Here is a 12,110-nt window from a genome sequence, read left to right as displayed (position 1 = left end):
GGCGCAGGTCGCAACCCAGCACGGCATGGCCATCGTTTGCCCAGGCCCGTGGCGGGCTGCGATAATTCGCCGGTTATCGGTCAGGCGCTCGCGCCTTCAGTCTTCCAGCGGAGTTACCCATGTCGGATGTCAGCGTAGTCATTGTCGGCGCCAAGCGGACGGCCATCGGCTCCTTCCTCGGCCAGTTCACCGGCGTTCCCACCACCAAGCTCGGTGCCACGGCCATCCGCGCCGCCCTGGACCAGTCCGGTGTGGCTCCCGCCGATGTCAGCGAGGTGATCATGGGCTGCGTGTTGCCGGCCAACCTTGGCCAGGCACCGGCGCGCCAGGCCTCGCTGGGGGCCGATCTGCCGGCCAGCACGGGTTGCACCACGATCAACAAGGTGTGCGGTTCGGGCATGAAGGCCATCATGCTGGGCCACGACCTGATCAAGGCCGGTTCGGCCACCGTCGTGGTGAGCGGCGGCATGGAGTCGATGACCAATGCGCCGCACATGGTCAATGCACGTACCGGCATCCGCTACGGCGACGGCACCCTGGTCGACCACATGGCATGGGACGGCCTCACCAACCCGTACGACGGCAAGGCCATGGGCGTGTTCGGCGAGCTGTGCGCCGACAAATACCATTTCACCCGCGAGGATCAGGACGCGTTCGCGATCGAGTCGGTCAAGCGCGCGCAGGCAGCGCAGCAGAACGGCGCGTTTGCCGGCGAGATCGTTCCGGTCACCGTGAGCGGCCGCAAGGGCGACGTGCTGGTGGATACCGACGAGCAGCCGGGTCGTTCCGACATTGCCAAGATCCCCACCTTGAAGGCCGCCTTCCGCAAGGAGAACGGCACCATTACCGCCGCCAGCTCGTCGAGCATCTCCGATGGCGCTGCCGCGCTGGTGCTGCTGTCCGCCGACGACGCCAACAAGCGGGGGCTGAAGCCGCTGGCGCGCATCGTCGCGCACGCCACGCATTCGCAGGAGCCCGAGTGGTTCACCACCGCCCCGGTGGGTGCGATCCAGAAGGTGCTGGACAAGGCCGGCTGGAAGGTGGCCGACGTCGACCTGTTCGAAATCAACGAGGCGTTCGCGGTGGTGGCGATGACCCCGATGAAGGAACTCGGCATCACGCACGACAAGCTCAACGTCAACGGCGGCGCCTGTGCACTGGGCCACCCGATCGGCGCCAGCGGCGCCCGGCTGGTGGTGACCTTGCTCAACGCCTTGAAAACACGCGGCCTCAAGCGCGGTGTTGCCAGCCTGTGCATCGGGGGCGGCGAGGCAACGGCTATCGCCGTGGAGTGCATCGACTGATTTCCGCCCGGAGTCGCATGATCATTTCATGTCTTTCACATGACGGTCGGCTAAATCGGTTTTTAATGTGTTCCGAAGCGCTACTATAAAAATGTGGCGCAATTTCCACGAAAGCGTTATTAATACACGGCCAAACGGCATTCCACGGCAAAGGAGATTCATCATGAAGTTTACGCGTACCCTACTCGCCGCCGCGCTCGTCGCGCTGTTGGCGGCATGCAGCAATGGCGCGCAGGATTCCGCGCAGGACGCCCAGAAGTCGGCTGATACCGCTCAGCAAGCTGCCGATACCGCGCAGAAGGCTGCGGCTCAGGCTCCGACCACGGCGGCCACAACGGCAGCTCCGGCAGCAGCCCCGGCCGCTGCGGGCACGGCACCTGCCGCAGCTCCGGCTTCGACCGCTCCTGCAGCACCGGCAGCGGCTTCCACCGCAGGGCACTGAGCTCTTTAGTGGTTTCCAGAAAAGCGGCCGCCTTGTGCGGCCGTTTTTTTGCCCTGCGTTTGCCCTTTCCTCTGGGCGATTTTATCCGGCAATTTTCGTCGCCGGCCAACGCCCGCTATCATCACTGGTTTCGCCGTGCCGGCGTCCCCGTGAGCCTCAATCCATGAGCGTCATCGCTTCGCAGATCGACCCTCGTTCGCCCGACTTTCAGGCCAGCAGCGCGCAGTTGCGCGAGCTGGTCGATGACCTGCAGCGCGAATTGATACGCAGCGCCGAAGGCGGCGGCGCCGCGGCGCGCGAGAAACACGTGGCCCGCGGCAAATTGCCGCCGCGCGAACGTATCCGCGCGCTGCTGGATCCCGGTTCGCCGTTTCTCGAACTGTCGCCGCTGGCCGCACACGGCATGTACGACGATGCCGCCCCCGCCGCCGGCCTGATCACCGGCATCGGCCGGGTCAACGGCATCGAGGTGGTGGTCGTTGCGAACGACGCCACCGTCAAGGGCGGCACCTATTTCCCGATCACGGTGAAAAAGCATCTTCGCGCGCAGGAAGTGGCGCTGGAGAATCGCCTGCCCTGCGTCTACCTGGTCGATTCCGGCGGCGCGTTCCTGCCGCTGCAGGACGAGGTGTTCCCGGACAAGGAGCACTTCGGCCGGATCTTCTACAACCAGGCGCGGATGTCCTCGCTGAACATCCCGCAGATCGCGGTGGTGATGGGCTCGTGCACCGCCGGCGGCGCCTACGTGCCGGCGATGAGCGACGAGACCATCATCGTGCGCGAACAGGGCACGATCTTCCTCGGCGGCCCGCCGCTGGTGAAGGCCGCCACCGGCGAAGTGGTCGATGCCGAGACGCTGGGCGGCGCGGACGTGCATACCTCCATCTCGGGCGTGGCCGACCACTACGCCGAGAATGACGCTCACGCGCTGTCGATCGCCCGCGACATCGTGGCCCATCTCAACCGCAGGAAGGACATGCCGCTGGCGCTGCGCGCGCCGGTCGAGCCGAAGTACGCGGCCGAGGAACTGTACGGCGTGATCCCGCAGGACACGCGCCGCCCGTTCGACATCCGCGAGGTGATCGCGCGCATCGTCGACGGCTCGGAGTTCCACGAGTTCAAAGCGCGCTACGGCAAGACGCTGGTCACCGGCTTCGCGCATATCCACGGCTACCCGGTGGGCATCATCGCGAACAACGGCATCCTGTTCGCCGAGAGCGCGCTCAAGGGCGCGCACTTCATCGAGCTGTGCAACCAGCGCAACGTGCCGCTGGTGTTCCTGCAGAACATCACCGGCTTCATGGTCGGCAAGAAATACGAACAGGCCGGCATCGCCAAGGACGGCGCGAAGATGGTCACCGCCGTGGCCTGCTCGCACGTACCGAAGTTCACCGTGGTGATCGGCGGCAGCTTCGGCGCCGGCAACTACGCGATGTGCGGCCGCGCCTACGGTGCCCGCTTCCTGTGGATGTGGCCGAATGCGCGGATCAGCGTGATGGGCGGCGAGCAGGCCGCATCGGTCCTGGCCACGGTCAAGCGCGACGGCATCGAGGCCGCCGGCAAGACATGGAGCGCCGAAGAAGAAGAGGCCTTCAAGGCTCCGATCCGCGACCAGTACGAGCGCCAGGGCCACCCCTACTACGCCAGCGCGCGGCTATGGGACGACGGCATCATCGACCCGGCCGACACCCGCCGCGTGCTCGGCCTGGCGATCTCCGCCTCGCTCAACGCGCCGATCGAGCCGCAGCGCTACGGTGTGTTCCGGATGTAAGCCCGAAAGGATCAGCGCGGCGGATCTTCCCCGCGCAGGCGCACGTCGTTCGGCAGCATGTCAGTGCGCTCCACGCTTTCCTCGCGCTGCGACTCGAAGAAGCGCTGCACCTGCTGGCAGACGGCCATGGTGTTTTCGCGGGCGATCGCCGAGACCAGGAACCATGGCTGGGTCCAGCCGAGTTCGGCGATGATCTTCTGCGCGACCGCGGCGCGCTCGTCTTCGGGCAGCATGTCGGCCTTGTTCAGCACCAGCCAGCACGGGCGTTCGAGCAGCTCCGGGTTGAACTTCTGCAGCTCCTGTTCGATCGCGCGTACCTGGGCCACCACGTCGGAGCCGTCGATCGGCGCGATGTCGACGATGTGCAGCAGCAGGCTGGTGCGCGCCACGTGGCGCAGGAACTGGATGCCCAGTCCGGCACCTTCGGAAGCGCCTTCGATCAGGCCGGGGATGTCGGCGATCACGAAGCTCTGATCGGTGCCCAGGCTGACCACGCCGAGATTCGGATGCAATGTGGTGAACGGATAATCCGCCACCCGCGGCGTGGCCGCGGAAACCGCACGGATGAAAGTGGACTTGCCGGCGTTCGGAAAACCGAGCAGGCCGACGTCGGCCAACAAGCGCAATTCGAGCTTCAGCTCGCGCGCATCGCCAGGCGTACCCGGCGTGGCCTTGCGCGGCGCGCGGTTCACCGACGTCTTGAAATGGATGTTGCCCAGGCCGCCCTTACCGCCTTGCGCCACCAGCATACGCTGGCCGTGGCTGGTGAGATCGCCGATCACTTCGTCGGTATCGACGTTGGTGACCATGGTGCCGACCGGTACGCGAATCGTGGTGTCTTCGCCGCCCTTGCCGTACATCTGGCTGCCCATGCCGTTTTCGCCGCGCTGGGCCTTGAAGCTGCGCTGGTGCCGGAAATCGACCAGCGTATTGAGGCCTTCGTCCGCCACCAGCCAGACCGAACCTCCATAGCCGCCATCCCCGCCGTCGGGGCCGCCGAACGGGATGAATTTCTCGCGGCGGAAGCTGATGCAGCCGTTGCCGCCATCACCGGCTTGGACTTTGATATTGGCTTCGTCGACGAATTTCATTGGGGTGCCGTGAATGGAGAATCGGGAATCGGGAATCGGGAATCGGGAATCGGGAATCGGGAATCGGGAATCGGGAATCGGGAATCGGGAATCGGGAATCGGGAATCGGGAATCGGGAATCGGAAGATACTGACAATCGGGTGCATGGTACGGGACTTGCGACAGGCCCGCCGTTCACCCTTCCCGATTCCCTACTCCCGATTCCCGGCAGTACAAAACAAAAGCCCCGCCGAAGCGGGGCCTTCGCTATCGCGTCGCGCAAGGCTTATGCCGGGACGACGTCGACGAAACGGCGGTTCTTTTCGCCGCGAACTGCAAACTGGACGGTACCGTCGACCAGCGCGAACAGCGTGTGGTCACGACCCAGACCGACGCCGGTGCCCGGATGGAACTGGGTACCGCGCTGACGCACGATGATGTTGCCGGCTTCGATGGCCTGGCCACCGTAGATCTTCACGCCCAGGTATTTCGGGTTCGAATCGCGACCGTTGCGGCTGGAACCTACGCCTTTTTTATGTGCCATGACTCAATGCTCCAGTGCTCAGGCGTTGATGCCTGTGATCTCGATTTCGGTGAAATGCTGACGGTGGCCCTGCTGACGCTTGTAATGCTTGCGGCGGCGGAATTTGATGATGCGGATCTTGTCGGCACGGCCGTGCTTGCGAACGGTGGCGCTGACGCTGGCGCCTTCGACGACCGGCGCACCAACGGTGACCGACTCGCCGGAACCGACCAGCAACACCTGGTCGAAGCTCACGGTGGCGCCTTCGTCGGCGGTCAACAGCTCCACGCGCAGCACGTCGCCCTGCTGCACACGGTACTGCTTGCCACCGGTCTTGATGACTGCGTAACTCATGGGAATGCCCTTCTGTCGTTATTCTCTTGGGTATCGCCATGACCCAAATTCAGGTCTGGCGAACCGAGGATTATAACGACCTGCCTGCGCGCTGGTCAAATACTGACCACAAAAAAAACCGGGCCACCCTCGCCTGAACCGCGCTGGCGGCCCCTCTGCAGGCTCCGCAGCCCAGTCAGTCGGCGGCCGCCTGCCGGGGGATTGGAGCTTCGGCAAACCAGCGTCATCGGCGGCGGAAAAGGCCCCGTCCGCCGATTCAGCCCACTGGTTTCACTGAACTATCGAAACTCCTTGGTATAGTAAAGGTTCCCCCCCATATAACGGCGTCATGGACACCATTCGCATCCGCGGCGCACGCACGCACAATCTCAAGAACATCGACCTCGACCTGCCACGCGACAAACTGATCGTGATCACCGGCCTATCCGGCTCCGGCAAGTCGTCGCTGGCGTTCGACACGATCTACGCCGAGGGCCAGCGACGCTATGTCGAATCGCTGTCGGCCTATGCACGGCAATTCCTGTCGATGATGGAAAAGCCCGACGTCGACCATATCGAAGGCTTGTCGCCGGCCATTTCGATCGAGCAGAAATCCACCTCGCACAACCCGCGGTCCACTGTGGGCACGATTACCGAGGTGTACGACTACCTGCGCCTGCTGTACGCCCGCGTCGGCACGCCGCGCTGCCCGGATCACGGCATCCCGCTGGAGGCGCAGACGGTCAGCCAGATGGTCGACGCCATGCTGGCGCTGGATCCCGAGCAGCGCTTCATGCTGCTCGCACCGGTGATCCGCGAGCGCAAGGGCGAGCACGTACAAGTATTCGACCAGCTGCGCGCGCAGGGCTTCGTGCGTGCCCGCGTCGACGGCACCGTGTTCGATCTGGATGCCGTGCCGCCGCTGACATTGCGCCAGAAGCACACGATCGAAGTGGTGATCGACCGTTTCCGCCCGCGCGATGATATCAAGCAGCGGCTGGCCGAATCGTTCGAGACCGCATTGCGACTCGGCGATGGCCTGGTGATCGTGGTAAACATGGATGATGGAAAGGCAGCCGAGCAGCTGCTGTCCTCGCGCTATTCCTGCCCGGTCTGCGACTATTCGCTGCCGGAGCTGGAACCGCGGCTGTTCTCGTTCAACTCGCCGGTCGGCGCCTGCCCGTCCTGCGACGGCCTGGGCGTGACTCAGGTATTCGACGCGGCGCGCGTGGTGGGCCATCCCGAGCTGCCGTTGTCCAACGGCGCCGTGCGCGGCTGGGACCGGCGCAACGCGCACTATTTCCAGCTGATCCTGTCGCTGGCGGCGCATTACGGCTTCGATGTCGACACACCATGGCACAAGCTTCCCGCGAACGTCCAGAAGGCCATTCTGTATGGCAGCGGCAACGACAAGATCGCGTTCCGCTACATCACCGAGCGGGGCGGCAAGGTCACCCGCGAGCATCCCTTCGAAGGCATCCTGCCGAACCTGGAGCGGCGCTACAAGGAGACCGAATCCGCCGCCGTGCGCGAGGAGCTGGCGAAATACATCAGCGACCAGCCCTGCCCGGCCTGCGAAGGTCAGCGCCTGAACCGCTCGGCGCGCAACGTGTTCGTCGCCGACCATGCGCTGCCGTCGCTGACCCATCGCTCGATCGACGACGCATTGGCGTTCTTCGCCGACCTCAAGCTGGCCGGCTGGCGCGGCGAGATCGCGGTGAAGATCATCAAGGAGATCCGCGAGCGGCTGACCTTCCTCAACGATGTGGGCCTCAACTACCTCACCCTGGACCGGCAGGCGGACAGCCTCTCCGGTGGCGAGGCGCAGCGCATCCGTCTGGCCTCGCAGATCGGTGCCGGCCTGGTCGGCGTGATGTACGTGCTGGACGAACCTTCGATCGGCTTGCATCAGCGCGACAACGAACGCCTGCTCGGCACGCTCACGCGCCTGCGCGACCTCGGCAACACCGTGATCGTGGTCGAGCACGACGAGGATGCGATCCGCATGGCCGATCACGTGCTCGATATCGGCCCGGGTGCCGGCGTGCATGGCGGCGAGATCGTGGCGCAGGGCACGGTGCAGGACATGCTCGATTCGCCGCGCTCGGTCACTGGCCAGTTCCTGTCCGGCGCGCGCGCGGTCGAGGTGCCCAAGGAACGGCGCCAGCCGATCGACGGCGACTCCTGGCTGCACCTGAAGGGCGCCAGCGGCAACAACCTCAAGCACGTCGACCTGGCGATTCCGGCCGGCTTGTTCACCTGTGTCACCGGTGTTTCCGGCTCGGGCAAGTCGACCCTGATCAACGACACCTTGTTCCGCCTGGCTGCCACCGAACTGCATGGCGCCGGCACCCAGCCGGCGCCGTACAAATCCGTCGCCGGCATGGATCTGTTCGACAAGGTGGTCGACATCGACCAGTCACCGATCGGCCGCACGCCGCGCTCCAATCCGGCCACTTACACCGGCCTGTTCACTCCGCTGCGCGAGATGTTCGCGCAGGTGCCGGAAGCGCGTTCACGCGGCTACACGCCCGGCCGCTTCAGCTTCAATGTGCGCGGCGGCCGCTGCGAGGCTTGCGAGGGCGACGGCATGATCAAGGTGGAGATGCACTTCCTGCCGGATGTCTACGTGCCTTGCGACGTCTGCCACGGCAAGCGCTACAACCGCGAGACGCTGGAGATCCTGTACAAGGGCCACACCATTGCCGACGTGCTCGACATGACGGTGGAAGACGCACTGAAGCTGTTCGAGAACGTACCGACCATCGCGCGCAAGCTCGACACGCTGCGTGCCGTGGGCCTCGACTACATCAAGCTCGGCCAGAGCGCGACCACGCTGTCCGGCGGCGAAGCGCAGCGCGTTAAGCTGTCCAAGGAACTGTCCAAGCGCGACACCGGAAGCACCTTGTACATCCTCGACGAACCCACCACCGGCCTGCACTTCCACGACATCGAGCAACTGCTCGACGTGCTGCACCAGCTGGTCGACCAGGGCAACACCGTGGTGGTGATCGAACACAACCTCGACGTGATCAAGACCGCCGACTGGGTGGTCGACCTCGGCCCCGAAGGCGGCGCCGGCGGCGGCCGCATCCTGGTCGCCGGCACGCCTGAGACGGTGGCGGCCACGCCCGAATCGCACACCGGGCATTTCCTCGCACCGCACCTGAAGACCGCCAAGGCGAACAAGGGCGCTCGGGCTCCGGGCGCGGAAAAGCGGGTCAAGGCGGCGACCAAGCACATCGCCTCGGCCGACAAGTACAAGCCGATGCCAAGGAAGAAACGTTCATGAGTCCGCGCAAATCGGTCCGGCAACCGAAGAACGACGGCGAGCTCGCCGCCGTGCCCGAAACCGTCGAGGCGGTGCCGACGGCGACCGTCGTCAAGCCCCTCATCGTCGCGTCGATCGAGGTGCGCTGGAGCGACCTGGATGCGTTCAACCACGTCAACAACGCCACCTACCTCACCTACCTGGAAGAGGCGCGCCTGCAGTGGCTCAAGCACGTACCGGGCCCGTGGTTCGACGAGCTGTCGATGCCCGTGCTGGCCGCCTGTGAAGTCAACTACCGGCAATCGATCGCATGGCCGGCGCGGCTGCACGTGGAGCTGCGTTGCACGCGACTGGGCAACAGCTCGATGACGGTCGCGCACCGCATTGTCGATGCGGGTGACGCAGACCGGCTGTACAGCGACGGCCAGGTGGTGCTGGTGTGGATGAATCCTGCCAGCGGCAAATCGGTGCCGCTACCCGACGCCATCCGCGGCTCCGTCGGCTAGATGCGTCCGGTTGCTGGGACGCACGACCTCACCGATCGTCCCGCACCCAGATCGCGCCATCCTCTTCGCGCACCGGAAAACTCGCGATCGGTTCGTATGCCGGCGGTTTCGTCACGGCACCGGTACGCAGGTCGAAGCGCGCGCCATGCCGTGGACATTCCACCTCGAAGCCGAACACCTCGCCACCGGCCAGGTCCCCGCCGTCGTGCGTGCAGGTATCCTCGACCGCATACAGTGCGCCATCGATGTTGTAGACCGCGATCGGCGTGTCGCCGTCCCACACCACCTTGAATTCACCCGGCAGCAATTCGCTGCGCGTGCCGACTTTGACCCAGCCGTTCATGCCGGCTGCCCGATCAGATCCTTCACCAGCACCTCGAAGCGCAGATCGTCGCGGCGCGGAATGCCGAAGCGCTCGTCGCCGTAGGGAAACGGCTGGTATTCGCCGCTGCGCCGATAGCCGCGGCGCTCATACCAGGCGATCAGTTCGGCGCGCTGTTCGATCACCGTCATGCGCATCGCGCGGCACCGCCACTGCTCGCGCGCGATGCGTTCGGCTTCGGCGAGCACGGCCTTGCCCAGGCCGCCGCCCTGCCGGTCGGGATCGACCGCGAACATGCCGAAATAACCGGACTCGCCCTGGCGCTCCACATGCGCGCTGGCGATCAACCGGCCATCGCGCTCGGCCAGCAGCACGCAGCTGCCGGGCCGGCTCACGAGCTCGCCGACGGCTTGCACATCGGTACGCCGGCCATCGAGCAATTCCGATTCGGTGGTCCAGCCGCGCCGGCCCGAATCGCCACGATAAGCGGATTCGACCAGCGCCACGATGGCGGGGATATCGGCAGCCCCGGCTGCGCGGAATGCGGGGAAAGTAGGTTCGCTCATCGGCCGATGATAATGCCCCTGCGGCCGGCGTCACCATGATCTGCAGCAGCTCCCAGCGTACGCCGTCAGGACGCCGGTGCTCGCGTCCTGCCGGCTTCGTAGATCTTCAGATGCGCATAGGCCACCGCCAGCAAGGAGTGTTCGTCGCGCTGCCGATCGGCGCGGGCCAGCATGTCGCCGATCACATGGTCGGCCTCGATCGCATGCCCGTGCTGCAGGTCGCGCAGCATCGATGCGGTCAGACTCGAACCGGCTTCGGTCAGCACACTGCGGGCACGTTGCATGGTCGCCTCGCCCGGCGCGTGGCCGCAACGTTCCGCCACCGCCCGGCATTCTTCCAGCAGGCTGAGTGCCGCGGCGCGGCCGCCGGGCGCCGCCACGATGGCACCGACCGATCCGCGGAGCAGGCAGGTGATGCCGGCCAGCGAAGCCAGGAACACCCATTTGTCCCACATGTCCTGCAGGATCGTGTGGCTGGGGCGCGCATCGAAGCCCGCCTCCGACAATGTCGAGGTGATCGCGCGCATGCGCCCGGAGGCGCTGCCGTCGCGCTCGCCGAAAGTCAGGCTGTGCGAGGTATTGAGATGCCGCACCGCGCCGTCCTTGTCCAGCGTGGCGGCGATCACGCACTGGCCGCCCAGCACGCATTGCGCGCCGAACCGCGCCTCGAGCAGATCCAGCTGGCGCATGCCGTTGAGCAGCGGCAGGATCGCCGTATCCGGGCCTACCGCCGGCGCGATGTCGGCCATCGCCTGTTCTAGGCCGTAGGCCTTGCAGCTCAGCACGATCAGGTCGTACGTCGCATGCAGATCGGCGGCCAGTACGGTCGGCGGTGCCGGCAGATCCGCGTCTCCGGTCGCGCTTCGGATCGCCAGGCCGTGCCGCGCCAGCTGCGCCGCACGCCGCTCGCGCACCAGGAACGTCACGTCGCGCCCATGCTGCCTCAGACGTCCGCCAAAATAGCCACCGGTGGCACCCGCGCCAACAACCAGGATACGCATGGATCAAGCTCCTTTCAGTACGGGGTTTGCCGCCGTGTGCATGCGCGCCGCCTGGGCATCTTTTTCGCGCCACAAGGTGTTCACCCACAGTTTGACGCGCCCGCGAAACGCCGTGTCTTCGTCGTAATCGCCGGTCAACCCGGCCTCGATCGGAAGCTCGCGCACATGTACACGGATGTCGTGCACGCGTCCGGCGATCAGATCCATCATCGTGCACGGGCCTTCCGGATAGACGATGGTGACGTCGAGGATCGCGTGCAGAGCATCGCCCATCGCGTCCAGCACGAACGCCAGGCCGCCGGCCTTGGGCCGCAGCAGGTACCGGTAAGGCGAGGACTGCGCGTCATGCTTGGCCGGCGTGAAACGGGTTCCTTCGGCAAAGTTCATCACCGACACCGGCATGTGGCGGAATTTCTCGCAGGCGAGCCGGGTCGCCTCCCTGTCCTTGCCCTGCAGCTCGGGATGCCTGAGCAGGGTTTCCCTCGAATAGCGCTTCATGAAAGGGAAATCCAGCGCCCACCAGGCCGGCCCCAGCAGCGGCACCCAGATCAGCTGCTGCTTGAGGAAGAAACGCAGGAACGGGATGCGCCGGTTGAATACCTTCTGCAACACCGGGATGTCCACCCAGCTCTGGTGATTGCACAACACCAGGTAATTGCCGTCGCGACGCAGGCCGGCGAGTCCGTCGATCTGCCAGCGGATGCGGGTGAAGCCGTCGAACAGCCGGTTGTTGACGCCGATCCAGCTTTCCGCGATGACGACCAGCACGCGCGAGCAGGCCAGCCGTATCGCGCGGATCGGCACGATCACCTTGAACAGCGTAAACACGAACAACGCCGTCACGTGCAGCACGATATTGACCGCCAGCAGCAGCGACGCGAGCGGAATGCGGATCAGGCCGGGGAGCTTGGCGAACATGGGATCGGTGGGATCGGTCGGGGGATACGGCAGGATAATGCCCTGTCGGCGATGACGGAACCATTCGAACTTCCGCCGCAGCC

General features: G+C 65.4%; 11 protein-coding genes and 1 pseudogene. 5 read left to right on the top strand and 7 right to left on the bottom strand.

The window, feature by feature from the left end:
- Positions 1-119 precede the first annotated feature (119 nt).
- The 3 genes and pseudogenes from ACFPPB_RS04985 (at position 120) to ACFPPB_RS04975 (ending at position 3,517) form a co-directional block, all read left to right on the top strand.
- Positions 120-1,304 (top strand): thiolase family protein, encoded by a 1,185-nt coding sequence (locus tag ACFPPB_RS04985; RefSeq protein ID WP_377324957.1) that lies wholly within the window; start codon positions 120-122, stop codon positions 1,302-1,304.
- Between the two features lie 163 nt (positions 1,305-1,467).
- A pseudogene (locus ACFPPB_RS04980) lies at positions 1,468-1,737 on the top strand (hypothetical protein); the annotation flags it as partial.
- A gap of 172 nt (positions 1,738-1,909) precedes the next feature.
- Complete coding sequence (locus ACFPPB_RS04975; protein ID WP_377324955.1) at positions 1,910-3,517, top strand: carboxyl transferase domain-containing protein; 1,608 nt, start codon at positions 1,910-1,912, stop codon at positions 3,515-3,517.
- 11 nt (positions 3,518-3,528) lie between these two features.
- On the opposite strand, the gene cgtA is transcribed toward ACFPPB_RS04975, so the two are convergent.
- The 3 genes from cgtA to rplU form a co-directional block, all read right to left on the bottom strand.
- Positions 3,529-4,608, bottom strand: a complete 1,080-nt coding sequence (cgtA, locus tag ACFPPB_RS04970; protein WP_377324953.1) for an Obg family GTPase CgtA — start codon at positions 4,606-4,608, stop codon at positions 3,529-3,531.
- 265 nt (positions 4,609-4,873) lie between these two features.
- Complete coding sequence (gene rpmA, locus ACFPPB_RS04965; protein ID WP_377324951.1) at positions 4,874-5,131, bottom strand: 50S ribosomal protein L27; 258 nt, start codon at positions 5,129-5,131, stop codon at positions 4,874-4,876.
- Between the two features lie 18 nt (positions 5,132-5,149).
- Complete coding sequence (gene rplU / locus ACFPPB_RS04960; RefSeq protein ID WP_377324949.1) at positions 5,150-5,464, bottom strand: 50S ribosomal protein L21; 315 nt, start codon at positions 5,462-5,464, stop codon at positions 5,150-5,152.
- 328 nt (positions 5,465-5,792) lie between these two features.
- On the opposite strand from rplU, the gene uvrA reads away from it, so the two are divergent.
- Entirely contained in the window at positions 5,793-8,735 is a 2,943-nt protein-coding gene (gene uvrA / locus ACFPPB_RS04955; protein ID WP_377324947.1) for an excinuclease ABC subunit UvrA, read from the top strand.
- The gene (locus ACFPPB_RS04950; RefSeq protein ID WP_377324945.1) at positions 8,732-9,220 is read left to right on the top strand and encodes an acyl-CoA thioesterase; all 489 of its coding nucleotides are present in this window, start codon (positions 8,732-8,734) and stop codon (positions 9,218-9,220) included. The genes uvrA and ACFPPB_RS04950 overlap by 4 nt, the downstream gene beginning before the upstream one ends.
- Positions 9,221-9,248: 28 nt before the next feature.
- Here ACFPPB_RS04950 and ACFPPB_RS04945 read toward each other — a convergent pair whose 3' ends face one another.
- The 4 genes from ACFPPB_RS04945 to ACFPPB_RS04930 all read right to left on the bottom strand — a co-directional run bounded on the left by ACFPPB_RS04945 (position 9,249) and on the right by ACFPPB_RS04930 (position 12,027).
- Positions 9,249-9,563 (bottom strand): non-heme iron oxygenase ferredoxin subunit, encoded by a 315-nt coding sequence (locus ACFPPB_RS04945; RefSeq protein ID WP_377324943.1) that lies wholly within the window; start codon positions 9,561-9,563, stop codon positions 9,249-9,251.
- Positions 9,560-10,108, bottom strand: a complete 549-nt coding sequence (locus ACFPPB_RS04940) for a GNAT family N-acetyltransferase (protein WP_377324941.1) — start codon at positions 10,106-10,108, stop codon at positions 9,560-9,562. Before ACFPPB_RS04940 ends, ACFPPB_RS04945 begins: the two co-directional genes overlap by 4 nt.
- Positions 10,109-10,173: 65 nt before the next feature.
- Complete coding sequence (gene panE / locus ACFPPB_RS04935) at positions 10,174-11,109, bottom strand: 2-dehydropantoate 2-reductase (protein ID WP_377324939.1); 936 nt, start codon at positions 11,107-11,109, stop codon at positions 10,174-10,176.
- Between the two features lie 3 nt (positions 11,110-11,112).
- Complete coding sequence (locus ACFPPB_RS04930) at positions 11,113-12,027, bottom strand: acyltransferase (protein WP_377324937.1); 915 nt, start codon at positions 12,025-12,027, stop codon at positions 11,113-11,115.
- Positions 12,028-12,110 lie beyond the last annotated feature (83 nt).

Origin of the sequence: Rhodanobacter terrae (genome assembly GCF_042657005.1) — a bacterium.
Lineage (GTDB): Bacteria > Pseudomonadota > Gammaproteobacteria > Xanthomonadales > Rhodanobacteraceae > Rhodanobacter > Rhodanobacter terrae.
This window is presented reverse-complemented; position numbering and strand designations above follow the sequence as displayed.

Bases quoted from the DNA above. Each gene is read 5' to 3' on its own strand.
- ACFPPB_RS04985 (WP_377324957.1), top strand. From the start codon at position 120: ATGTCGGATGTCAGCGTAGTCATTGTCGGCGCCAAGCGGACGGCCATC.
- ACFPPB_RS04975 (WP_377324955.1), top strand. From the start codon at position 1,910: ATGAGCGTCATCGCTTCGCAGATCGACCCTCGTTCGCCCGACTTTCAG.
- cgtA (WP_377324953.1), bottom strand. From the start codon at position 4,608: ATGAAATTCGTCGACGAAGCCAATATCAAAGTCCAAGCCGGTGATGGC.
- rpmA (WP_377324951.1), bottom strand. From the start codon at position 5,131: ATGGCACATAAAAAAGGCGTAGGTTCCAGCCGCAACGGTCGCGATTCG.
- rplU (WP_377324949.1), bottom strand. From the start codon at position 5,464: ATGAGTTACGCAGTCATCAAGACCGGTGGCAAGCAGTACCGTGTGCAG.
- uvrA (WP_377324947.1), top strand. From the start codon at position 5,793: ATGGACACCATTCGCATCCGCGGCGCACGCACGCACAATCTCAAGAAC.
- ACFPPB_RS04950 (WP_377324945.1), top strand. From the start codon at position 8,732: ATGAGTCCGCGCAAATCGGTCCGGCAACCGAAGAACGACGGCGAGCTC.
- ACFPPB_RS04945 (WP_377324943.1), bottom strand. From the start codon at position 9,563: ATGAACGGCTGGGTCAAAGTCGGCACGCGCAGCGAATTGCTGCCGGGT.
- ACFPPB_RS04940 (WP_377324941.1), bottom strand. From the start codon at position 10,108: ATGAGCGAACCTACTTTCCCCGCATTCCGCGCAGCCGGGGCTGCCGAT.
- panE (WP_377324939.1), bottom strand. From the start codon at position 11,109: ATGCGTATCCTGGTTGTTGGCGCGGGTGCCACCGGTGGCTATTTTGGC.
- ACFPPB_RS04930 (WP_377324937.1), bottom strand. From the start codon at position 12,027: ATGTTCGCCAAGCTCCCCGGCCTGATCCGCATTCCGCTCGCGTCGCTG.